13 protein-coding genes and 8 pseudogenes are annotated in these 24,343 nt (G+C 57.8%); 11 read left to right on the plus strand and 10 right to left on the minus strand.

Annotated features, from left to right (window positions below):
* Positions 1 to 232: 232 nt before the first annotated feature.
* Complete coding sequence (locus tag CO676_RS31780; RefSeq protein WP_245424578.1) at positions 233 to 859, plus strand: transposase; 627 nt, start codon at positions 233 to 235, stop codon at positions 857 to 859.
* Position 860: 1 nt separating this feature from the next.
* On the opposite strand, the gene CO676_RS31785 is transcribed toward CO676_RS31780, so the two are convergent.
* From CO676_RS31785 to CO676_RS37080, 3 genes and pseudogenes are all read right to left on the minus strand, one after another.
* Positions 861 to 1,238: a DUF2867 domain-containing protein gene (locus CO676_RS31785; protein ID WP_245424580.1), complete on the minus strand. Its 378-nt coding sequence runs from the start codon at positions 1,236 to 1,238 to the stop codon at positions 861 to 863.
* Positions 1,239 to 1,992: 754 nt separating this feature from the next.
* Positions 1,993 to 2,148, minus strand: coding sequence for a Gfo/Idh/MocA family oxidoreductase (locus CO676_RS36465; RefSeq protein WP_245424582.1), 156 nt, complete (start codon positions 2,146 to 2,148; stop codon positions 1,993 to 1,995).
* Between the two features lie 545 nt (positions 2,149 to 2,693).
* A pseudogene (locus CO676_RS37080) lies at positions 2,694 to 2,882 on the minus strand (hypothetical protein); the annotation flags it as partial.
* 91 nt (positions 2,883 to 2,973) lie between these two features.
* Between CO676_RS37080 and CO676_RS36470 the strand changes: the two are divergent.
* Positions 2,974 to 3,540, plus strand: a pseudogene (locus CO676_RS36470) (serine recombinase); the annotation flags it as partial.
* Here CO676_RS36470 and CO676_RS37085 read toward each other — a convergent pair.
* The 3 genes and pseudogenes from CO676_RS37085 to CO676_RS31810 all read right to left on the minus strand — a co-directional run.
* Positions 3,520 to 3,675: a transposase gene (locus tag CO676_RS37085; protein WP_348628083.1), complete on the minus strand. Its 156-nt coding sequence runs from the start codon at positions 3,673 to 3,675 to the stop codon at positions 3,520 to 3,522. The pseudogene CO676_RS36470 and the gene CO676_RS37085 sit on opposite strands and share 21 nt — an antisense overlap.
* A gap of 317 nt (positions 3,676 to 3,992) precedes the next feature.
* Positions 3,993 to 4,352: pseudogene (locus tag CO676_RS31805) on the minus strand (transposase); the annotation flags it as partial.
* A gap of 146 nt (positions 4,353 to 4,498) precedes the next feature.
* Positions 4,499 to 4,986, minus strand: a pseudogene (locus CO676_RS31810) (transposase); the annotation flags it as partial.
* 194 nt (positions 4,987 to 5,180) lie between these two features.
* On the opposite strand from CO676_RS31810, the gene CO676_RS31815 reads away from it, so the two are divergent.
* Both CO676_RS31815 and CO676_RS31820 read left to right on the plus strand, forming a co-directional pair.
* A complete protein-coding gene (locus CO676_RS31815) occupies positions 5,181 to 12,248 on the plus strand; it encodes a hybrid non-ribosomal peptide synthetase/type I polyketide synthase (RefSeq protein WP_097524030.1) in 7,068 nt (2,355 codons plus the stop codon).
* Positions 12,249 to 12,418: 170 nt separating this feature from the next.
* Positions 12,419 to 12,595 (plus strand): annotated as a pseudogene (locus CO676_RS31820) (transposase); the annotation flags it as partial.
* Here the strand turns inward: CO676_RS31820 and CO676_RS36475 are convergent.
* The 3 genes and pseudogenes from CO676_RS36475 to CO676_RS31835 form a co-directional block, all read right to left on the minus strand.
* Positions 12,589 to 13,164, minus strand: a pseudogene (locus tag CO676_RS36475) (transposase); the annotation flags it as partial. The pseudogenes CO676_RS31820 and CO676_RS36475 sit on opposite strands and share 7 nt — an antisense overlap.
* 206 nt (positions 13,165 to 13,370) lie before the next feature.
* Positions 13,371 to 14,657 (minus strand): IS110 family transposase, encoded by a 1,287-nt coding sequence (locus CO676_RS31830; RefSeq protein ID WP_097524032.1) that lies wholly within the window; start codon positions 14,655 to 14,657, stop codon positions 13,371 to 13,373.
* A gap of 146 nt (positions 14,658 to 14,803) precedes the next feature.
* Positions 14,804 to 15,402, minus strand: a pseudogene (locus CO676_RS31835) (transposase); the annotation flags it as partial.
* Positions 15,403 to 15,438: 36 nt separating this feature from the next.
* Here CO676_RS31835 and CO676_RS31840 point away from each other — a divergent pair.
* From CO676_RS31840 to CO676_RS31865, 6 genes and pseudogenes are all read left to right on the plus strand, one after another.
* Positions 15,439 to 15,689: pseudogene (locus CO676_RS31840) on the plus strand (transposase); the annotation flags it as partial.
* A 140-nt stretch (positions 15,690 to 15,829) separates the two neighbouring features.
* Entirely contained in the window at positions 15,830 to 16,345 is a 516-nt protein-coding gene (locus CO676_RS37090) for a hypothetical protein (RefSeq protein WP_348628084.1), read from the plus strand.
* Positions 16,345 to 17,973, plus strand: coding sequence for an IucA/IucC family protein (locus CO676_RS31850; RefSeq protein ID WP_348628085.1), 1,629 nt, complete (start codon positions 16,345 to 16,347; stop codon positions 17,971 to 17,973). The genes CO676_RS37090 and CO676_RS31850 overlap by 1 nt, the downstream gene beginning before the upstream one ends.
* Positions 17,974 to 18,257: 284 nt before the next feature.
* Positions 18,258 to 19,667, plus strand: coding sequence for a DHA2 family efflux MFS transporter permease subunit (locus CO676_RS31855; RefSeq protein ID WP_097524033.1), 1,410 nt, complete (start codon positions 18,258 to 18,260; stop codon positions 19,665 to 19,667).
* Between the two features lie 343 nt (positions 19,668 to 20,010).
* Positions 20,011 to 21,255: an acetyl-CoA carboxylase biotin carboxylase subunit family protein gene (locus CO676_RS31860; RefSeq protein WP_097524034.1), complete on the plus strand. Its 1,245-nt coding sequence runs from the start codon at positions 20,011 to 20,013 to the stop codon at positions 21,253 to 21,255.
* A gap of 154 nt (positions 21,256 to 21,409) precedes the next feature.
* Positions 21,410 to 22,909: a M81 family metallopeptidase gene (locus CO676_RS31865; RefSeq protein WP_097524035.1), complete on the plus strand. Its 1,500-nt coding sequence runs from the start codon at positions 21,410 to 21,412 to the stop codon at positions 22,907 to 22,909.
* Positions 22,910 to 23,730: 821 nt separating this feature from the next.
* Here the strand turns inward: CO676_RS31865 and CO676_RS36480 are convergent.
* Positions 23,731 to 23,982: a transposase gene (locus tag CO676_RS36480; protein ID WP_245424583.1), complete on the minus strand. Its 252-nt coding sequence runs from the start codon at positions 23,980 to 23,982 to the stop codon at positions 23,731 to 23,733.
* A 69-nt stretch (positions 23,983 to 24,051) separates the two neighbouring features.
* On the opposite strand from CO676_RS36480, the gene CO676_RS36485 reads away from it, so the two are divergent.
* Positions 24,052 to 24,343: hypothetical protein (locus tag CO676_RS36485; RefSeq protein ID WP_245424584.1), on the plus strand; the 292-nt coding region annotated here is incomplete at its 3' end.

The following is a 24,343-nucleotide window of genomic DNA, read 5'->3' on the forward strand; positions in this document are numbered from 1 at the left end:
CAAGCATGCAGATCTCCTCAAACGCACGCAGCGGATGACAAAGGCTAAGCAGCATGGTCAGGGGGCCAAGACGAAGTTGACGGGTGCGCTGACGCGAATGCAATCTTCCAGACCTTTATCAGGAAGGAGTAGAATATCAGTTGCCCTGCATTTATGAGACCTGTGCGCGGGTTTCTGGACCGAAGCGAACGACTGTGATTCTATCGATCTGAACAATGGATTGAGGGATGCGATGGGGCGTCGGCGCATTGGTCAGGAAAAGTTCGGCTTTGTCCTCGAACGCGGTAAACCGTCTTCGCTGGATGCGCTTGTCAAACTGATCGACTGGGCACCGATCGATGGCGCTCTCGGGATGATCTCCTGTGCTGCCAAGGGCGAACCTGCCTGGCCGCCGCGGGCGTTGTTCAGGGCGATGCTGTTGTCGGTCTGGTACGACCTGTCCGACGTCAAGCTCGCCGAAGCCCTGGACGACCGCGCCTCGTTTCGGCGCTTCTGTGGCTTTTCGGTCTCAGAGCCGACGCCGGAGCGCACCGCCTTTGTTCGTTTCCGCAGGACCCTTGTCGCGCATGGCTTGGATAAGGTCCTGTTCGAGCAGATAACCGATCAGCTCAAGGCACAGGCGATTCAGGTCAAGACCGGCACGCTGGTCGATGCAACGATCATCGCCTCAGCCAGCGAGGATGATGGTGAGGGCCACTGGGTCAAGCACAAGGGCCGCCCTGCGGTTCATGGCTTCAAAGCGCATGTCGGTGCCGACGCCGATACGGCCCTTGTCGAGGAGATCGCCGTCTCGCCGGCCAACGTCAATGAAGCTGCGCGATTTCCTCGGCCGCCAGCTTTTCACTTCTCGGTGAAGTGATTTAGTCCGGTCGTTCAACCGCCGTCAGCAAGGACGGGATAATCGCCTTGTGAAACGGAATGGCAGCGGCAAGATAGAGCCAGCCCACAAGACTCCTGCAGCGCACCAGGGTGGTCATGCCGATTATCTGGCTATTAGCCGGCCCTTCACCGACCTCCACGATAAGGCGAAAGAGCAGGTGGTGGTCATCATAGCCGAATACTGTTTGGCGGCCGCTGCTGTGCACCAGGGGGAGGCTGGCGACCAGGTCGGAATGCCTCGTGTCGGAAGTTGGGCTAAGACCAACTAAGGGCACGAGGCGGTTTCGAAAACTCAGAAGGTTTAGCACCCAGTGGGGTGCGCTTCCAAGCGCTCGCGATGCCGCCTCAACCGCAGTCATCCGCTCAGCCAAGACTAGGACTTCGTAGCGATCAGCCCAATTTGCTCCTGGAAGCCAAGAATTCGGCAGTCCGACGGCGGCCCTTCGTGGTCTCATGAGCGCTTACCTTTCGCCCTTGCCGGTTCCGCCAATCAGGGCGGTGTGATGCGTTTGGCCTGATACATAATTGCGCACGAAGGCGGCGCGAGATAGAAGACCGCTTGCCGCAGTTCAGGGCCATTTGTCGCACAGTGCTGACGCTCACGGAAACGGCGACAGGAGTGGTGGTACACATCCGACCGCAGTTTCAGCGTGCGATGCCGTGAAAGCAGTACGCAGCCCTGGCAGCGGCTGCGGTGCAAATCAGACACGATGAGTCGCTAGGCCCTGATCCGAGGCGCTAGGGCCAAGTCCGCCTTTGCTGAGCGGCGAGGAACTCGCGGCGCATCCACACCGCGGATCGGTTGCATGCAAACAATCGATTTTGTTTAGCTCACGGAATGCGGCATAGCCAAGCACCTGACGTGCACCAAAGATACCTTGAAACTGACGGGCATTAGACCGCTTCATCATGGGAAGAGTAAAATGGAGAATGTAGTTTACCTATTGGATCCGGAAACTGCGCTCTTTCGAGCTGTTGAGCTTGTTGGCGCCGCCGGTATTAAACCGATGGCCCGGTGTCGTATCATGTGCTTCGCCTGACGAACCATCGCATGGTGCATATGGGTAAGTCATGACAAGGACCCGACCCGTAGCTCTTTGAAGCTCCACGAGCTCATGCGTCGGCAACCGTCGTGGTCATGGGCTTGTCCAGTGTGACGTCGATACCAGCCTTGAGAAAGGCCGCCGCAATCCGATGGTGTGTCCAGTTCGGCGTTACGATTGAGACTGCTTCTATACCGTCGTCGCGCGCAGCTTCTGCGTCTGCCATTTCGTTCCAGTCACCATACGAGCGTTCGGTGCAATCATCCATTCTGCGGCTGATGCATGAGCATTATCCGGATTTGATGATAGAGCTCCGGCAACGACTTCCCAGTGGTTGGACAGTCTCGCCCCAGCAAAGTGCCATTGCCCGACAAGCCCGCCTCTTCCGCCGCCGACGAATCCCAGTCGCAGTCGCCGACCTTGGAGTGGATTTCTCAAATTGCCGTTCCCAACAGAGGTCATCTAGTTCTCCATAGTGATTCATTCTTCCACGAAATCCGCAGCGGCATTCGTCTGCGCCACACGGGATGCCCTCATCACTCCCGTCCACAAGAATGCCGCTTTCAGTTACCGATTGCTTTATCGTGCCGGCCTGGTGCCGTGTCGATCACCTCGGCGGTCCGTGTCGAGTTCGCGGCACGAGGGGCGCTTCCTGGATTGGGCGATTTTAATCCGCATTTGCTCCTGCTCAAGTGCTTGCGAGTTTGCATCTTCGCAGCATGCACCGTGCCAAAGGAGAAGACCGTCCGAAACAATAGGATAGCTCTATTCCGACGATAACCCGAGATCAATCAGAACGTCCCGAGCACTATGTATTCCTGCGACGCCGGTTTGTCTGCGCGTGCCGCGGATGGTATCGATTGATCGGTCCAAGAGGCGGCTTACCTCATAGTGCGTGAGTGTCTCTACGCCGTTTGCTGCCCTGATCAGCTCTGCAATAAAATCCGTCGTTGAGCTCATGGTCCGATCCTGCAGGCTCATTCTTGAACAGTGACTCTCTGACAGCTACTTCAGCCTCTGAACGTGCTGGTGCCTCGCGCAACGCTCCTCCCGCTAACAGATTCTGCGCACGCTCATTGCCGATATCATTGCTGATGTTGACGATACGAGCCGGGAAGTCGTCCTGACCATTCACTGGAAAGGCGGACAGCATTCAGTCCTGCGTGTCCGTAAACCCAAAACAGGCGAACACGGGTGCCAGACGCCAGACCAGGCGATTGCCGTCATGAAGCAAATGGCGACCCGCTATTCCGACGACGATATCGCCGCAACGCTGAACCGCATGGGCATTCGGACGGGCCAGGACAAAACCTGGACTGCGCACCGTGTCAGCTCCGTCCGGAGGGTTCAAGGCATACACGCCTTTCGTCCAGCCGACAAAGATGGCCAATGGCTAACCATGTGAGAGGCCGCCAAGTCCCTCAAGGTCACCAGCCATACTATTCGCCGCCTCATTGTTGACGGAGTTTTGCCCGCCGAGCAGGTCGTTCCAGGTGCTCCTTGGCAAATAGGAGCATGTCAGCTGCAAAATGACAGCGTGATCAAGGCCCTCCGCGGCAATAAAATCCCGTGTCGCGCGGATGCGAAGACGCAAATCTCAATGTTTCCAGATACTTGATGAAGAGGGGTATGATGAATCAACGTTTGCGATCGGCCTGATAGAACGTTCGACGGTGTTGGAGTCGATCTCGATACGGCCGTCGTCGATGAAGCGGTGAGCCCGTCCCCGCGCGAGAGCGTTGTCTAATCGCATTCCAGTGGTCAAGGTGGTTTAGGCATTCGGCGACCTTGCCAGGTTGCGGGTCGGCAACGCGGAGTAAATTGATCGGTGGATCGGCGCTCAGCGGCCATGTCCTTGAGAGCTATCCGGTGCTGGGAGCAGGGTTGTCTTCGCGGTCGACAAATGTCGCCGCACAATGGGCTTCGCAGGCAGGACCTTCCTATGTGTAGCGCGCAGTCTCAACGAGCTGCAGCCACTCGTAGCGGAATGATCCAACCCACGTCCGCAGCAGGGACGCTCAGTGCTTCAAATCAGGTTTGACGCGCTGAGGGAAGAAGGCTGGCGGTTGCTTATGCGGTGGCGCCAGCCGATGCGTTGAAGACTTCTCCTGTCCTGAGCATGCTGTGCATGATGACCGCAAGCTTCCGGGCGACTGCCACCGCAGCGCGTATGAAGCCCAACCGCTCACGCAGCTTAAGCCCCCAGCTCTTGAGGCTGCTCTCGGTCCTGGCACTGGCGCTCGTGAGAAGCACTGTCGCCGCTTCATAAAGCAGCCCCCGCAGACGGTTATCACCTCTTCGCGAGATATGGCCGTAATAGTCGACCTCACCTGACTGGTAGCGCCGCGTTGTCAGCCCGAGCCAGGCGCCAACCGAGCGCGACGTTTTGAAGTTTTCTGGATCTTCAATCGCTGCGACGTAGGACACCGACAGACCTTGCCGATGTAGATCCAGGATCATCATCATCTTCCTCAGCTTGATCACCGAAATCCCCTTCCGATCATCGGAAGCAGTATCGGTCACGGCGCTAACTGGGGAAGATTCAAACGGCACATTTGGGGAGTATTGTTCCGGTGTCGACAGCGAATGTCGCGCCATGCCTCAAGCGGTGGCAATATGATCCGTGCAAGGTCATCATTCCCAGCCAAAAGCTCTCTGACATTGCCGTCAAACACCCGACCCGTTCCTTTGGGGATAATAAGACCGAATGTCTTCATCAGGCCGCGGATTTGGTTGCTAAGTTGGGTTGAGATGCTCAGCAGCTGATTGCGGGCCCCGACCAGCGTGCGCGTCAACATACTGTCAAATGACTTTATCCGGACCGCCTTGTAGAAGCCGGCTTCGGCCAGGTGGGCCAAGCCATCCACATCATTGGCATCTGTCTTGTTGAGCGTCTCGTTCATACCTTTTGCGCGTGCCGTGCTTCGATGCAGATAGCGGGGACTCCCTCCGCCGTCAGCGCGTGATAGAACCACGTCGACAGCGGCCCCGTCTCGAATATGACGCGTTTGGCGTTCGGAGCGTGCTTACGGATCACCTGCGCTAGCACCTTTGGATCCGAAGCGCGCCTCGTCGATCTTTTTTGAATTTTCCTTCAAAAATTATTTCTGCCATGTCACTTAAAATTGTTGTTTTGAGCGAATATGTAACCTGTCATACGACAGGTTCACGTAAACGACTGAATTATTCTCAAGAAATTCAAACCGTTTCCAAGAGAAGACGGGTAGCGTTCTCCGCACAACCAGGTGGGAGAAAGCAATGAAGTATGTTACGCGTCCGCTGTCGCATGGCCAAAGGGGACTTTGGATACATCATCAAAAACGGCCGACCGGTAGTGAATACAATTTACCAGTCGAACTACGCATAAAGCCATCGTTCGACGTTAATGCCTTGCGGCGCGCGCTTCAATCATTGATCGACCGCCATGAAATGCTGCGCACGACCTTTCACCAGGAAGGCGAGCAGGTCGTTCAGCGCATTCATGAGACAGCCTCTCTGAGCTTTCATGTCGTTCGGCTACAAGGTCTCGAAGAGGCGGACTTCCATCACTCCATCGCAGCGGAAGCTCGCTCGCCTTTCGATCTGGAACATGGGCCGGTGTTTCGCGCTCACCTATTCGTCCGCAGTGCCACGGAAGAGGTTCTCCTCCTCAATTTCCACCACATCATTTCCGACGGCTTCAGCATCCGCACCTTTTTGCACGAGTTCGGCAGGTATTACCAGGCGTGCTGCGGTGACACGGACATGCCGAGTCTGCCCACGGCTGCTCCTTACGGGGACTTCGTAGCCTGGCAAGAGCGCCTCCTTGTCGGCGACGACGGAGAACGAATGTGGGCCTACTGGCGCAGCCAGCTTGTTGATCATGAACCTGACCTGGCCCTTCCGACCGACAGACCACGAGCTGCACTTGCCACGCACACCGGGTCAGTTTTATCCGTGAATATTGAGATGCCGCTGGTGGCGCGTTTGGAGCGACTGGCGCACAAAGAAAAAGTGACGCTCGCCACCGTGCTGCTTGCTGCCTTCTATGTCCTGCTGCATCGTTATGGCGACCACGACGACATCACCCTTTACGTGCCACGCCTCGGTCGCCCGACAGGAAATTTTTCGGGGACCTTCGGCTACTTTGTGACCATGGCGGCCCTACGCCAGGATCTTTCCGAAAATTCCGTTTTCCTCGACCATTTACAGCAGGTGCGTCAGCTGAAGCGCGACGCGCGCATCCACGAGTATTTTCCTCTTCCGCTGCTATTGGAGAAGCTCAAGCTCCCCCCTGCACCTGATCGCGACCCGCTCTCGCAAGCAGTTTTCAACTTCATTCCGGAGGAGGTTAGTTCTCTTGGCTTCACGCCAAGTGACGTCGACCTCGCCGGCTTGCCTGCGCAAATCCGACTTTGCGAGACCGATATCTGGATCGATCTTGATTTTCGAATCCTGGCCAGCAAAGAAAGTGTCCGTCTACATGTCGTATACAATGCGGATTTGTGGGATCCTAGCACCATCGAGCGGCTGGCGCAGCACTATCAGTTGTTGCTTGAGGCGATTGCAGATGCGCCAGCGCGACGGATAGGCGACTATAGTCTTCTAACTCCCGAGGAGGAGCACCAGCTCCTTCATGATTTTAACGACACAGCTGCACGTTTTCCCTCGGACATTTGCCTGCACACCCTGATCGAAGCGCAGGCTGCCACTCACCCAGACAACATTGCTGTCAGTTGCTCATCGGAGGCGCTCAGCTACGCCTTACTTGAGCAAAAGGCAAACAGGCTTGCCCATAATCTAATTTCAAAAGGTGTCCGCCTTGGAGACGTGGTCGGCGTCCTCCTCGAGCGTTCGTGCGATCTCATTGTCGGCTTTCTAGCGGTATTGAAGGCGGGGGGCGTCTATCTTCCTCTCGATCCGCGGCTCCCACCCCAGCGTCTGCGTTTTATGGTGCGGGATGCTGGCGCCACTGCAGTGATCAGCAAAGCGGAGCTTAAAAAACAGGCGTTCGGGACAGCCCCATCGGGGCTAACCATTGAAGGTGCGAATGGATGCACGGTGGTTCTCCTCGACAAGGACCGCACCGAAATTGCTCTGCATGAAGTCACACCTCCGCACTGCCCCGCCGGCCCCTTGGATTTGGCTTACGTGATCTATACATCCGGTTCCACCGGTCAGCCGAAAGGGGTGATGATTGAACATCGCAGCGCCTGCAATATGGCGGAGGATCTAAAACGCACCTATCAGCTCGGGCCGGATAGCCGAGTATTGCAGTTCGCCTCCTGCGGATTTGATGCATCGCTGTTTGACTTTATGCTGGCCTTATCTTCTGGTGGTCGATTGTGCTTGGCGCCCCCATCAGCGTCACTGCCTGGAGCAGAGCTTGTCGAATTCATGCGCCGTGAGCGCATTACCGCCGCAGGTCTTACACCCACAGCGTGGACCTCCTTGCCGTCGACTGATCTTCCTGATCTCACCGCCATCAAGTCAGGTGGAGAGCCCTTGCCTTCGAGCCTCATTGAGCGATGGGGTGAGAAGCGCCGTATATTCAATTCCTACGGACCCACGGAAACGACCGTCTACTGCATAAGGACCGAGGTGAAAGCCGGGGGGGTAAAGCCACCCATTGGGCACCCCGCCATCAATACCAAAGCTTATATCCTCGATCGCTATGGCAATCCGGCACCGCTTGGCGCAATTGGCGAGCTTTACATCGGCGGCGTCGGTCTGGCTCGCGGTTACATCAATCACGATGAACTCACGCGCGAGGTCTTCCAGCCAAACCCGTTTGATGATGAGCCGCATTCTAGGCTCTACAGGACTGGGGATCGAGCCCGGTATTTGCCGGATGGCATGATTGAGTTCCTGGGCCGGAAGGACGGACAGATCAAGATCCGCGGGATGCGGGTTGAGCTTGCCGAAATCGAGCAATGCCTTATGAGGCACGAAAACATCAAAGCGTGCTGCGTTACGCGGGCAGACCGTCCCGATGAAAGTGTGAGCCTGACGGCCTATGTGGCGAGGCGACGGGAGAGTTCGGAGGATACCGATGAACTTCAGGCTTTTCTGCGCGCCGCGCTGCCTGGACACATGATTCCCTCACAGTTCGTGTTCGTCCCGCAGCTACCAACCAATCGTAGCGGCAAGATCGATCGGCGCGCTCTTCCCGAGCCGAGAAACGCCTCGAAATTAAAGGCCGCAACTTTACCGACCGGTGGATTGCAGACGGAACTGGCTGAGATCTGGAAGGACGTCCTGAAGCTGGACACCGTCAGCGTTGAAGACAATTTCTTCGATGTTGGCGGACATTCCATGGCCATTGTTCAGGTTCAGGCGCGTATCCACGATCGTTTAGGCATTGATTGCAAAATTCTGGATCTATTCGAGCACCCTACCATAAGAACGCTCGCAGCGCACTTGACCGCGAGTTCAGACGCCCCTCGCCTCGCTCAGTATCCTAAAAAGCCAACTAGCGTGGCCGCAAGCGAAAGCAGGCTCGAACAGAACGGCAATGCTGTCGCGATCATCGGCATGGCGGGCAGGTTCCCGGGAGCGGAAAACGTCGATCAATTTTGGAACAATCTGGTCGATGGCATAGAGTCGATCACAGACTTGGATGAACAGACACTGCGAGAAGCTTGCGTTGATCCCAATACCTTTGGCAAGCCTAATTATGTGAAGCGCGAAGCCGTTATCAGCGGAGTTGATCTGTTTGATGCCGCGTTTTTCGGTCTATCGCCTAAGGAAGCAGCGTGGATGGACCCGCAACAGCGGATCCTGCTGGAAACGGCGTATCAGGCGCTCGATCATGCGGGATACGGATTGCGCGAGAACGCAGAAGGCCGAGTCGGTGTCTTTGCCGGCGTTGGGGCCAACCATTACCTCGCTGAAAGTGAAGCAGGCCGCGACCTGCTGGATTCAGAGAAGTTGCAGGTCCGCATTCTTAATGGCCACGATTTCACGGCGACGCGCATCGCATATAAGCTCAACTTGACCGGACCCTGCGCGTCAGTTCAGACGGCCTGCTCCACTTCGCTAGTTGCTCTCCACCTCGCTTGCCAGAGCCTGCGCAGCAATGAGTGCGACATGGCGTTGGCCGGTGGTGCATCGATTTCCCTGCCCCACGGAATAGGCTATCTGCATCAGCAAGGTCACATCTTGTCTGCTGACGGGCACTGCCGTGCTTTCGATGCTAAAGCGCAAGGAACGGTGAGAGGCAGTGGAGCAGCGGTCGTCGTTCTCAAGCGGCTGAGCGATGCCTTAAGAGACGGCGACTATATCTGGGCAGTCATAAAGGGGACCGCAATCAACAATGATGGTGCCGCCAAGGTGGGCTTTACCGCCCCCAGTGCCGACGGACAGGCTGCGGTGATCCAAGCCGCCCTCGCCGATGCTGACGTCTCTGCGGAGACCATCGGTTACGTGGAGGCACATGGCACGGGAACCTATCTTGGAGACCCCATCGAAATCTCCGGCCTGACTAAGGCCTTCCGTTCCCACACCGCAAAGAAACAATTCTGCGCAATAGGTTCGGTGAAGACAAATATCGGCCATCTCGACGCCGCCGCGGGAGTAACGGGATTGATCAAGCTCGCAACAATGCTGAACAGGGGCGTCATTCCTGCTAGCCTGCATTTCGATAAGCCCAACCCAAATATCGACTTTCAGGAGAGTCCGATGTTCGTAAATAAGACCTGCACCGCTTGGCCCAAGGGTGGTGAGCCACGGCGCGGCGGGGTCAGCTCATTTGGCATTGGTGGCACGAACGCGCATGCGATCCTCGAGGAGGCTCTGCCGCAAAGCGGTGAGCAAAGCGGTCGCAGGCTGCACGTCTTTCCAGTATCGGGGGCGAGCAGGTCGGCACTGAACGAAATGCTTCGGCAACTCGCCGGCTTTATGCGCCGAAGCGATATACAGCACAGCGCAGGAAACATCGCGCACACCCTGCAAAAGGGTCGAGCTGCTCTCAGATATCGGGCAAGTTTTGTGGGAACCGATCTGGCGGAGCTAGCCGACCAACTCGATCAGGCGGCACTGCAGAGGGACGCGTCGCGAGAGGCATCAAGCAGTGAACACCACATCGCGTTCATGTTCTCCGGCCAGGGCGGTCAGCAAATTGGAATGGGTCGGGAGCTTTATAAGGAAGAGCCCGTATACCGCAGCGCCATCGACGAATGCGCAAAGTGGATTAACGAGTTCGCAAATACTGACTTCCGCCCCCTGCTCTATAGAGAAGGCAAAGTCGACGGCGAGCTTGAGCTAGAAGCCCTCATGCAGCCCGTCATCTTCGCTACGCAATATGCGATGGCGAAGCTCTTCATGTCGTGGGGCATTTTCCCTGCAGCTGTGATCGGCCACAGCATCGGAGAATATGCAGCCGCTCATATTGCCGGCATCATCTCTTTACCCGATGCCATTCGACTGATGGTGATAAGGGGGCAGCTAACATCTCGTGTGCAGGCCGGCGGCATTGTTGCAGTCGGCATGTCGCCCGAAGAGCTCCAGCTTTATTGGAACGAAAACCTTTCATTGGCAGCCATAAACGGGCCACGTCATTGCGTCGTTTCGGGGGCTGCATCCGAGATCGCAGCGTTTCATGAGCGATTGGAGGCGAGATCCATTGCGAGCAAACGAATACATTCAACTCATGCAGTGCATTCATCCCTACTCGATCCAATCCTGCCGGAGTTTAGAATTCATGCGGAGCAAGTCGAGTTGCACGCGCCGCAAGTACCTTTCGTGTCAACGGTGCTCGGTGACTGGCTTGAGGCGGACGTATCCCTTGATGGTAGCTACTGGGTCCGCAATCTCCGAGAGACGGTGCAGTTCCATCTGGCTTGCGATCGGTTGGTGCAATCGGGGCACGAGTTGTTCATTGAGATGGGGCCTGGAGCAGCCCTGACGAGACATTCCAGGAAGTTAAAGTCAAAGCGCAACCTGCGCAGCCCCACCGCCTTTGCAGCCGCACCAGGGGGCGACCGTGGGCAAAGCGATCGTCTGAGACTGTTACAGACACTGGGTAAGCTTTGGACCTGCGGCGTTCGCATAGATTGGTCTGGCCTGCACGATCATAAGCCCCCACAGCGTACCCCCCTCCCGCCTTATCCTTTCGATCGCAAGCGCTACTGGCTCGATGCGGTCGCCACCAAGGAGCGGGGACAAAAGAATGCGGATTCGATTCAAACTCGCACTGCGGCCACATCCGTGGATGCGCCGACTGGAAACGAAGAACCACGCAGCCAGATTGTGATTGAGGTATCTGGTGAGCCAGCTTTGGACCGCCAAATCGCAGCGATCTATCAGAACATTCTGGGCTTGGATGACGTTGCCCTGACCGACAGCTTCTTTGATCTTGGTGGTGATTCATTGAGCGCCCTGAGCGTAATCAATCGAATCGAGCAGCTTACGGGAGAAAGATTGGACGTCTCCCGGCTGCTGGAACACCAGACACCACGAGGGATCGCGATAGCCCTGTCGAAGACACATGGAGGCGCGCGTCCGAGCGCATTGGTGCCGATACAATCCGGCGGCTCACGGACGCCACTGTTTTGCCCCCACCCTTTTGGCGGACATGTGCTCTTCTATACGCCTCTTGCCAAAGCATTGGGCGCAGAGCAACCGCTCTTCGGCCTGCAGGCACGCGGTTTAAACGGTGAGGCAAGACCTCACCTGAGCATTGCGGAGATGGCGCAGGATTATGTCGAGGCCATCAAGAGCGTACAGTCCCGCGGGCCTTACCAGCTCGTTGGCTTGTCCATGGGCGGCAGCATTGCTTGGGAAATGGCCTGCCAATTGCGCGATGCTGGTGAGGAGATAGCAATAGTTGGACTGCTCGATGCCAAAGCGCTTCACAAGCCCGAAGAATACACAAGCGGCCGGTATCATCGCTTGCTCGGCAACAGTCCCATTCCTGACTGGCTGACCGAGCAAGTGGTTATATTAAGCGTGCTTTTTCCTGCAACGAAGAAACATTGGCGAAAGCTGAAATCCATCAAACGTGAGCGTCAGGTCACTGCATTGCTGAATTTCGGGAGGCAAGCTGGCAACGTCCCCGACATGAGCGAAACGCAACTCAACCATATCTTCACGGTTGCCGAGGCAAATAAAGTTGCGTTGCGTGAATATATCCCTCGGCTCAACGACAGCAGGTCCGTTCTCTTTGCTGCCAAGGGGGGGCTGCGCATGTCCACCAATAAACCTGATGGCGATCTTGGTTGGAAGCAATTCGCGCGGGGCCGCCTGGAAGTTCATGAGGTGCCAGGTAACCATTACACGATGGTCGCTCCGCCTCATGTACGCGTCCTAGCAACGAAGCTCAAAGATTATCTCATTCAAAACGACTAACCAACGGCATCAGCAGCGGACCGCAAGGCCGGACAAGGCCCGGTGACCACCAAACTGATCCGGTGGTGTTGGTCCTGAAGATTTTAGGTGGCCATCAGTGTTTTTCCGGCAGGGTCGGGTTGTTCGGTTGTTCAAGACCAACCCGATGGAAAGACCACCGGTGACCGGAGATGACGAACGTGCGCTCGCTTGTTGAGAAGAGCGCCGATGCGGATTTGTTGCGCGAGATGGTTGGCTTTGCGGCCGAGCGGCTGATGGAGCTAGAGATCGGCAGCGCGACCGGTGCTGGCTACGGCGAGAAGAACCCGATGCGGCTTGCCCAACGCAACGGCTACCGTGACCGGGACGCACGGGCGAGGCCGTTCCAATTCTTCGCTTCGCCATAATAGACTTCCGAGCGCCACCGGTGGTTGATAGCGATGTTGATCCTCTTCCGACCATCGCTCTCGACGCCTGCGCGCTCTCAGTAGTGCCGGATAGTCGTCCCCGACAACAACCGCCTTGTTGACGCGCCCCCAGGAAAGAGACAGAGAGGCAAGGTCGCAACCGGCGCACCCGCTGGAGCGCGAATAAAAAGAAGCGGCCATGCTTCACCGGCCCGGTTGGACGCAGGATCTTGCCTCGCGGACACTTGCTGGGCATCGTAGCGGAAGCGGCGAAGCGTGACCAAGACTGCGGATCGGCTCTGCCTTGGCCGGGACCAGGCGTCGGTGCCGCGGTGTTCGAACGCCGCGAACACCTTTGCGTAGGCATAACCGGCATCGGCGGTGACGGTGCTGAGGGATAGACCCGTTGCCTCCATCGTGGCATCGATCCGCTCTACGATCATCTGCCCCTCGTTGATCTCCCCAGTGGTGACGGCAATATCGAGAACACCCCCGCGCAGATAATCGACAACGTCCTAAGAGCGGAAGGAAATGGAGCAGACAGTCAAAGCGTCTCTGTTCGTCAGCATGCTCTCGCCGCATGACGCCGGTCAAGTGAGTTGATCGCACCAGGCGGCTTCCACGAGCAAGGGACAAGGTCTCGTCCATAGCAAACACAGGGTCCATCGTTGTGGCCCTCACCGTCCTTAACACGAGCTTCTGATCCAGGTGGAAGACCCGAGCATTATCTACAGGGTCATCGCGATGACGCCCTCACGGCTCGTGCTGACAGAGGTTCTTCCACCTGGTACCGCCCCTCGATGAAGGGACGGTAATCGGAACCGCTTTTGACGACGGCGTGCACGACGCGGGCCATCTTGGCGGTAATGGCAGTCATCGCCTTGCGGCGCAGATCGGGGTTGTCACGGTTTTTGGCGATGTAGCGCTCGAACTTGTGGCGAAAGCCGTTCTCGCGCTGGCGGATGGCCACTTGCCCGGCGATCCACAGAGTGCGCCGTAGGCGCGCGTTGCCGAATTTGGAAAGCCGGGTCTGCCCGCGATATTGACCGGACTGTTGCGTTGACAGATCCAGGCCGCAGAATTTGAGGAACTGGCGATGATGGTGGAAGCGTCGCAGATCTCCAGCCTCGGCGATGATCGTCAACGCATTGATCGGCCCAATACCGGGTATCTGCCGCAGGAGCTGATAGTCCCGACTATGGCGAAGCAGTTCATCGGCCTGTGTTTCGATCACATGGCGCTGGCGGATCAGACTGCGCGCTTCGGCGACGACCATCCGAAACATGCGAATGGCCGGGGCATCGATCGGCAGCGGCAAGCCGATCGATGTTCGTGCAGTCTCGTAAATATCCATCAAAATCTGAGACTTGCTGACTTTGCGGCCGACCACGTCCCATGCCGCCGCGACGAACTCCTCTTTCGTCAGTGTCGCAATGCTCGCGGGTGTCGGAAACGCATCGAGGAAGGCGAAGAACCAGTCGCTGCGACTATTGCCCTTGAACCGCTGGATCTCGGGAAAATACAGCGGCAGGTAATGCGTCAGGATGCGGTGCTGGATCTCGGTCTTTGCCTTGGCAATCGCCTCGTGTGTCTTCGACAGTTCCTGCACGTCGTTGATGCCAGCACGCAGCGGATCGTGGTAGATCTGCGTCGCCCGGATCCTCAACATGTGCAGGATCACCTGCGCATCCTTTGGGTCGTTCTTGTCCCAACTGTTGTGCAAGGCTTCCCGTGTTCGGGCGAGCGCCAGCGAAGACACGAGCCGGACTTCGAAACCTGCTTCGACTAGCCGCCATGCCAACGGGCGATGATAATTGCCTGTCGCTTCGAAGGCACAGACAACGGGGCGCTGATAGCTCAGCAACGCCTCAATCAGATGATCGTGTTCTACACGCGTGTTGAGAACCGAAAGCCGACGCCGTCGTTTTGCGCCGGCGGCCTCGATCAGCACCTCGTTGCGAACCTTGGCAATGTCGATGGCTACCAACACCGCATCGGCGGGTATAGAATCTGGACTGGTCATGGTTGGTCTCTCCGGAATGGGTTGTGAGCATTCACATTCTAGAGATACTTTGACCGGCCATGGCCGCCTCGAGCGGTGCGCGCTTGCAGCGAAAAGCTGCGCGCACTGCTGTCTCGCCAGCCTCCACAAGTTCACTCCGTAGGTGCTATGGCATGCTGTTTATAGGCCGGCTCCAGACGACGGTTGCGGGCGCTGGTCGCCATGCTTGCATCCGGATCTGTGATGCAGACCTTTCTTGAACTTTCCTGTCTTGCGGCTTTTTCGGAGTGCCTCCGCATCCTCGTTCGCCTTGCTGACCGCTTCGACGTGGCGAACCGCCAAGCTGTCCAGAGCTCACGTCGGCGCAGATCAGTGAAGTATCGGCATGAATCACCTCACCCTTGGCGAGCTTGGCATCGATGCAGGCTTGCACGGTACGCTCGAAGATCCGGCGGAACCGTTCTTCGCCCCAACGCTGGCGGACACGGGTCAATGATGAATGATCTGGCAGCGCTTCATGCAGCCATACCCAACGAACTACCAAATCGCGACGTTGACCTGCGCCTCGCGCATCAGCCGGCGGTCGTGCACAATTCGAGGAGAAAACCAGCGAGCATCAGACGGACAGCCAGCTCGGATCGATGCCGGGGCGGCGGTCGGCGGTACAGTAGAGGTCCGCCACTTCCCCGCGAAGCCAGGACAAATCAAGCACACGGTCAACGCGCGCGCGAATATGATGATCAGGAACAAGCTGTCGAAGAGAGCCCCCGGGTCTTCCTCATGAGGAACGTGCCGGCGCATGCGCGTCGTCTCCGCCTTCATCGCCACCGCCTTTGCTCAGGACACATCGGAGGCGGCGAGCACCCAGTGGCGCGCCGTCGCCGACCAGATACGGCCGAAAGTGCCGAAGCTCGCCGCCATCATGGACGATACCGAAGGGAATGTGCTCGCTTACAGCCTTTCCAAAAGAGCACCGGGCCAAGTTGCACCCGACGAAATGCGATTGAATCTCTCAATGGCGAGATCAAGCGCCGCACCGAGGTCGTCGGCATTTAGGACATTTACACTAGGTATTCAATGGCTTAGCGTGGGAGGCGGCTTGGCGGCGGGCACAATGCGGCATGTCGGGCACCCTCCACCCCACGCAACACGTCAATGTCGCATGGGTTTGTCCGTGTAGGGCGATGTTGGACATGCGAGACAGCCGGTCCGATCGGTTTACGTTATATTTAAACGAGTTTTTCCTTTGGCACGACATTTGCTTTGAGTCTTTACGCGTCACGGACCAACAACAAGCGGACGGAGAAAGTCGAAATGTCGGCACAATGCTTTATGCCGGGACCATCGCCCGGCCATCCTACCGCGGGACGCTCCATATCGGAAAGAAGAAAGAGGCGGTATTCGCGAAGAAGGGGTCCAGCCAAAATGCACAGGCGCTCTTGCCCTGGTGGCCGACGAGCCATGCTGGAGTGTTTTCGCGCACGCATGCGTTTGCCCTGAGTATGGTGGCCTTGCAATCTCTGATGACCTCGGAAGTGGCCGCCGTTGAGATCCCGCTTCCCGAAGCCGAGACTCCAAATTTCATGCTGAGCAACGGCATGGAGGTGGTCGTCATACCCGATCACCGGGCGCCGATCGTCACGCAGATGGTCTGGAGCGCCGACGAGCCACCCGGCAAATCCGGCATCGCTCATTCCTGGAGCATCTGATGTTCAAGGGCACGAAGAAGCATCCGCCTTGCAAGTTTAGCGCAACGGTCGCGGAGATCGGCGGCGAGGAGAACGCCTTCACGTCATCCGACTACACGGCGTACTATCAGACGGTCACGCCCGAGACGCTCGGAACAATGATGGAATTCGAAGCTGACCGGATGCGCCATCTCGTACTCACCGATGCGGTGATCGCGTCCGAGCACGATGTAGCGAGGGGCAGATGCAGGCGACCCTCGGGCGTCGATCGAAACGCCTCTCGGCGTCGAACCGAGTTCGGCGAAGCCACACCGGCTAGAGTTGCTCGTCACAATGCCGCACGGCTCGATGTTGCCCATTCCAGCGATCGCAAGGACCTACCACTGGGCGCTCCAACTGTCACGGCGACTCGGCCGACCGGATTGGCCGGAGACTCCATGATGGATAAGACGATTTCTTCAGCAACAGATGCGGTCGGCGACAACAATCAGGCGTTTTCGACCAATGCGGCACGCAATGCCATCAACCGTCTCCTCCGCTGCATCTTCGCAGAGCGCATTCTCGGGCCGAGTGCATTGCTCTGGGCTCGGGACCACCGCCAGGCTTGGTTTCCTCTATGGCCGTCCCGGCGAGTGCTGCAATTTTCTGACCTGCGCACTGCGCCTGCCGGAACCCTGAGGAACCGCGGAGCGATCGAAGTGCTCGATGGAACCGGCGCCAGCCACAGGAACAATTGTCCCGCTGCCCTGATGAGGGAGATTGCTCCGTGCCTGGCGAGGAAACCCGCTCCGGATGCCATGGAGGACCTGCTGCTCGACGTGGACGAGAGCATGCGCAACGACATTCTTGCGCGCCGCCATCGGCAAAGCGGGAACGCCGAACTCCGCGAAAAAATTGCCGAATCAGATGCGTCCGGCTTCCTTGGCTACCTCGAAGCGAACCTGCCGCCACACCTGGCGGCAATGACGCTTGACCAATGGGGCGCGTATGAAGGCAACCCGCTTTATCCGACGTGGAAAGCCAAGTCCGGTCTGCCGACAGCGGACGTAATCGCCTTCTCTCCCGCGTTCGGCGCGCGGGTGAGCCTGCGCATCGCGGCACTCCGAAAATACTCTGTCTATGCAGAGACGTTGCCACATGCAGGCAGCTATTCGGAATGGTCGTCTCAGAAGTTCCCTGACCTGTGGCTCGATTGGGTGGAAGGCCTGAAGGCGCGCAACCAGTCGCCCAAGAGCTGGCTTCCTTTCACCATTCACGCCTGGCACCTGAAGAATTTCGTGAGAAGGGAATTTGCAGCCGAGAGCGCTTCCGGCATTCTCCATCCCGACGGCGCGGAAATTGTGACGCTGCCGTCCATCTCGTTCCGCACAATGCTACCGGAAACGACGGAGCCGAGACCCTTTATAAAGCTGCCCGTCCCGATCTGGATGACGAGCACCCAGCGAAACCTCTCGGCAAAGGCGGTCCACATGGGACCTCGCCTCAGCGCGCTGATTTCCGGCATCCTGTCCGAAGCTTTCTGGGTTGAGGAGCATAAGGCCTTTCTGGAACGGCCGTGGCCGACCCGCTCGGTGCTGCGGTCGCTTCCGGAGCGCTTTCGTGATTACCGGGTCGAACACCAATTGCCCAATCCGCTCGCGGACACGTGATGGCAATCGCTGCCGCCGCTCTTCGTGCTGTCCTTGCACTGCGGTTCGTTTCGACGGACGTCCAGGAAATAAGCGGCACTTTTTTGACCGACCCAGAAAGGAGCTCCTTTGAGGAATCGGCATCAATCTCTGCCCGATCGCCTTTTTGGGCCGCATGAGCCAGGATCGGCTGATGATGATGATGCGTGCATTGGCGGATCACGCACGCAACTGCTCATCACTTTTGCTGAGGACGTCTGGACGATCCTCGCGTTGCGCCTGACCAGCCCCAAGGCAATTCTTTCATGAACCGCATCGTTCCGATGATCCTTGCCATCGCCCTGTTCATTGAGGAGATGGATTCGACCGCCGTTTCGACGTCGCTGCCTGCAATTGCCCGCGACATTGGTGTCGGGCCGATTACGCTGAAGCTGGCGCTGACCTCTTATATGGTGGCGATCGCGATCTTCATCCCCTTGAGTGGCTGGATGGCGGACCGCTTCGGCGCCAAGCGCATCTTTCGGGCAGCGATCCTCGTCTTCATGCTCGGTTCAGTGCTCTGCGCGATCGCCCATAGCCTCGTTGCACTCGTCCTGTCGCGTTTCCTGCAGGGAATGGGCGGCGCCATGATGACGCCGGTCGCGCGTCTCGTGCTCGTCCGCGGCACTCCGCGCAGCAAACTCGTCTCGACCATGGCGATGCTCACGATCCCGGCGCTCGTTGGACCTCTAGCAGGACCGCCGCTCGGTGGCTTCATCACCACGTACTTCTCCTGGCACTGGATCTTCCTGATCAACGTGCCGGTCGGCATCGTCGGGTATGTTCTCTCCGGCGTTTACCTTCCCAAGATGGACGGGCGAAACCCGCCGCCGATGGATATCCTTGGCTTCCTGCTCGGAGGCATTGCTGCTGCCGGTGTCGTCTTTGGGTTTTCGGTCATCAGCTTGCCAGCGCTGCCGCCTGCAGTCGGCTTCGCCACGGCGTCAATCGGGATCGCCGCAGCGCTCCTCTACATCTTCCACGCGCGCCGCCATCCTGCGCCGGTGCTCGACCTTCGCCTCTTCCGCGACAGCGCCTTTCGGGCCGCCTCGATCGGCGGGACGGTTTTCCGCATCTCCGTCGGCGCCGTGCCGTTCCTGATGCCCCAGATGCTGGAGATCGGCTTCGGGCTCAATCCGTTCCAGTCTGGTCTCATCACCTTCATAGGCGCAGTCGGCGCCATCACCACCAAGTTCGCTGCCCGGTACGTGCTCGCGTATACCGGCTTCCGCATGACGGTGATCGTCGCAGCCGCGATCGCGGCCGTGGCGACCTTCGCGAATAGTTTCTTCACACCGGCAACGCCCTATCTGGTGATGCTCTGTATCCTGCTCGTCGCCGGCTTCGCGCGCTCCTTCTTCTTCACCAGTGTCAATGCGCTCTCTTTTGCCGAAATCGAGGATGCGGATGCGAGCAAGGCGACCTCGATGAGCGCCGTGCTGCAGCAGATCAGTTATGCGCTCGGGGTGGCTGTCGCGGGTGCTATCCTCGAGATCGAGACGGCAATCAACGGCGGACCGCTCGCTCTTGAGGATTTCCACGTCGCCTTCATGATCATCGCTGTCGGCAACCTGCTGGCGGCGATCCCCTTCGTGACCATGGCGAAGAATGCCGGCGCTTCCGTTTCCGGGCATGGGCTGGCGATGCGGGAAGCGGAAACGACGGGCGACAAGTAGTGCCGCTCTAAGCTGGGGAGGGATACGAGCGGAAAACCGCTCACATCTTTTCCGTGATCCAGCTCTATTCCGGCCTCTCCGGCCTCTCCCTTCGCCAGAGGGGGTAATTTGCTGTGCCGAAATCCTGAAAGCGGACATCAGAGCGTGGCTTTGATGGAGACACGATCACCAAACCCAAACTGTTGCAACAGAACCTTAAACCAAATTTACAGAATCTTTGCGATCGCAAATCCCTGACAATGGTATGTTTACCACAAGGTCTGAGCTCAGGCACGGCTGAAAAAGATTTTGCCGATGTACGTTCGGACCGCCGCACAGCACGCAACGTCGGAGTCAACGGCCAATGACAAGAAGAGCGCTCATCCTGCTTGAAGGTGCAAGGTATAATGGTCCGCTATACGTCCAGGCGGCCCAGCGTCTTGGTCTTCATCCAATTACGTTGTCGGCTGATCCAGCTCAATATAACTATCTTGCGGCGGAATGCGTTGAGGCAATCCGCGTCGATACAGACGATCTCGATGCACTGATCCACGAATGTTCCCGCCTACGAGCGACCTATGACATTGCTGGCATTACGTGCGCTGGGGATCGGTTCTATGCGACGGTTGGTAAGCTCTGCCGGCATTTCGAGCTGCCGGGACCGAACCCCACATCCATCGAACAATGCTGCGACAAATTCACTCAACGTCAGCTCCTAGCGGAAGCTGGCGTTCCAATCCCTGCTTATCGCTTGGCAACGAATGCAGCGGACGTGGAAAGCGCTGCCGCGGAGATCGGACTGCCGGTGATTGTTAAGCCATGCGTAGGCAGCGGCAGCGTGGGTGTCCGATTGTGCCGCACCGTCGATGAGTTGGCCGAACACTCGGCCTATCTGTTGAGCGGGGAGCACACATGGCGGTCGTCACCGAGGATACTCGTGGAAGCTTACGCGCAAGGCCCCTACTATGCCGCCGACATAATGGGAGATGAGGTTATCGCGATTTCCGGCGGTCACTTCGGCCCTCCACCCCATTTCGTGTATCGTGAGTTCAACTGTCCGGCCGCGCTGACTGACGACGAGCAGGAGCGTATCGCTGATATTTCGCTAAGCTGTTTGCAAGCTCTTGGCCTTGGCTGGGGGCCAACGGGCATTGAATTCCGATGGACGCAGCGTGGCCCAGTCGTCATTGAAGTCAATCCGCGTCTTGGGGGTGCGACGGGTCCTCAACTGGTTCAACTGGCTTACGGCATCGATCTTGTGACCGAGCACATCAAGCTTGTCGTCGGCGACGAATGGAACCTGCGCAGCAGGCACTCGCATACTGCGGCCGTGCGGTTCCTAGTTGCTGATAGCGATGGCAACCTCGATCGGATCGCTGGCGGCAGCCGGGCTGCTGCCGTCTCAGGCGTCGCCGAGGTCAAATTGTATGAACCCAACACGCCGATCGTCAGGAAAGGCGATCTCCCAGAGTGCATCGGATATGTGATCGCCGCTTCACCCAGCCTTGCTCAGACCGAGGCGATACTTCATCGTGCCGTCGACTTAATCAATTGGTCGATTACACCATTTTCGACCCTTGGCGAACAGGAGCGGCCTGCGGCCCCTTAAGAACTCAAGCACTTGCCCCCGACGCTCTCTGTTGCGGGCCACCATCCGCGTGGCTCCATCTTGGAACGAATTCTTCGCCAAATCGAGCGCGATCATAATCCTTTGTACCGCGGCATAAACCAAAAGCCTGACATTCAAGAGGGAATATAAGATTATGAAGCGCATAGCAGTCGGACGCCTATTTCATGAATCGCACGGATATGCGCCTGCGACAGCAGCGGCAAATATCACGGTCGTTCGCGGCGAGACTTTGATCGAGGCGGCCAAGGGAAATGGCACCACGCTCGGCGGGATTGTCGACGCCTTGATTGAGCGCGAGGATATTCAGATCCTTCCCATTTCAGATTCGATGGTCGCCCCGAGCGGCGCCATCGATCATGGTTTCTACATTGAGCAACGCGAGTTCTGGGGCGAGGAACTCAAGAAGCTCGCGCCCGATGCGATTGTCCTCGACCTGCATGGGTCGATGTCCACGACTGAGTTCGAAGATGCTGAAGGTGATTTCCTCTCCTGCATTCGCGGCGCCGTCGGCGGAAACGCAGTCATCGGAGTAGGTCTCGACCTTCATGCCAATATCACGTCGCAGATGTTGAAGGCAGCCGACATCTGCATCGCCTGCAAGAACAATCCCCATGACGATTACTATGAAAATGGCAAGAAGGTGGTCAGATTGGTGTTCGATGTGCTCGAAGGCCGTCTGCGTCCGGTCTATACCTTCGCCAAAGCCCGGATGATTGCTCCCGGCAGGCTCGAAACTGATCTCAGCCCACTTAAGGAAATGCACGCACGTGCCCGTGCGCTCGAGAAGTCGGAAGCCCCAGTGGTGGACCTTAGCATCTACAACGCCTATCGCTTTGCGGATCTAACGGACATGGGTCAATCCGCTGTGATACTGAGCAACGGGCCATATGCGCAAGCCAAGGCGGTCGTGGAGGATTACGCCCAGGAGTTCTGGGATCTGCGCGAGAGCTTCAAGGATGAAACGGTGACGATCGCAGAGGCCCTGGATGCAACTGCGAAGGACAAGGGCGGCATTACCAAGGCGCTTGCTGATCTTGGTGACCGGACGCTCGCCGGCGCGCCGGGAGACAGCACCTTGATCCTGCAGGCCGCACTGAAGCATCCCGTGAAGCTCCAGGGCGCCATGACGGTCAATGATCCGGAAACCGTCGCACAGGCACATGCCGCCGGAGGCGGCGCGAAAATCAAAATGCGTCTCGGCGGCAAGATGACGCCACTATATCTGCCCTTCGAGGTCGAAGGCGTGGTCAAGATGCTCAACAATAGGGATATTAAACTCATTGGACCCAGTTTTGCCAACGAATCCGCTGGCATAGGAAAGACGGCCGTTATCGAGATTGATAATCGTTTCCTTGTGATCGCCACGTCTAAGCCAGGATTCGTCGTTGATCGGGCCATTTTCGAATCCCACGACATCAATATCAGCGAGCAGGACTTTGTCGTCATGAAGTCGCAGTTCCACTTCAATCGTAATTTCGAGGGAATTGCAGCGACTATCTATGTTGCGAGCGAGGGGCTCTCCTATTTCGTAGCCGGTGCTTTCCCCAAAAAACGCGCACGGGTCTGGCCGGACGCCAATGTGGATGACGCGCCTATTGTTGCGGCTCAAGTCGTGGAGCGTTTAAATCTATAAGACCGGAATTCTCGCCGTACACGACCCGCTTACCTTAGTCGTCGAATCGACGATGGGGAATTCCGCCAACGCGGGAAATGTCTGATGCGCGGCTGTCCCGGCCGACTCGTGCTCGATCTTGCCGAGATCCACATTGACATTTTGTCAGAAAAGCTGGTGCTTCCCCGGTCGCGCTCTGCCATACATGAGTCCAGCGGACGGTGCTTTGTACGGGAACTCCTGAATACCCGTTCATGACCACTCTGCTCAGACAGAGCGCAATGTCTGGCGCTTTTCGGACGTTAGCTATAATGGCGAGATCTTGCGCGAGGAGAGGCGCGATCTGGTGCTGCGCTGGACGCACCGGTGGGAACTGCGCCACTTGCTGGCGCGCTGCGCCTTTTCGGTTGAGGCAGGGTACAGCGATTATCGGCATTCTCCGCCGAGTTATGGGAAGGAGTTATTGGTGGTCCCCAAGGGTCGGCTAGCCGTCTGATTTATGGCGATGAGCTTTCGGCGGCCGAAGCGGCGATCTCGTTGCCTTTGCGGTGCATGCCTCGTCGGGCGCCGGTGATGGTCCGTCGTGATGGAAGGGGGCGGTTTGCGGGTTGAGGTCGGTGGGTTTGTTTCGGGACGTCTCCGCGCCATCGTCTATGTCGCGAGTTGCGGGATATGACTGAGGGCGATGCGCGGAATGCCCTAGTCGCGGCAGGATGTCGGCAGGTACAGGCGGAAGTTAGCTGGATGCGGTCTCGATATTCAGCGTGGCGAGCCTCGATGGGTTTTCGCCCGCTTCCACCTCAACGACCCCAATCAGAGAACCTGCTAAAAGCGTGTCGCATTTAATCGGCCTCATATCCGGCAGCCCTGAAGTAGTTTCTGCATTCCGTGACGGAGAAGAGGTTGCAGATGCCGCCGAGAGCCTCGGCGATGGCGTCGCAGCTGCGAGCGGCTCGCTTGCGCAGCAGCGCCTTGAGCTTCGAGAAGGCCATCTCGATCGGGTTGAGATCGGACGAATAGGGCGGGGAAGAGAAGCCATGCGCCTTTTGCCTTGACCATCTGTTCGGCCCGCTCGCTCTTGTGGAAGCCGACATTGTCGATGACGACGACATCGCCGGGCGACAGCGTCGGAAGGGGCTGCGTTTCGATCCAGGTCTCGAAAGATGCGCCGGTTCATCGGCGCATTGACGATGAAGGGCGCGACCATGCCGTGCGATCTGAGGCCGGCGATGAAGGTCTGCGTCTTCCACGAACCGAACGGGGAATGGGCGCGCTGCCCTTTTGCTGACCAAGCGCTGCGCCTGGTCAGCTTCGTATTGGTCGAGGTCTCGTCGATAAAGATCAGTCGCGCCAATGCCGAAGGGCCGGCGCCGCTGGATCCACAGATCACGCGCCCGCGCGATCTCCGGACGCCGCTGTTCGCTTGCCTGCAGGCTTTTTTTATGGCTGAGCCCA

Origin of the sequence: Sinorhizobium sp. BJ1, assembly GCF_002531555.1 — a bacterium.
GTDB classification, from domain to species: Bacteria; Pseudomonadota; Alphaproteobacteria; order Rhizobiales; family Rhizobiaceae; genus Sinorhizobium; species Sinorhizobium fredii_B.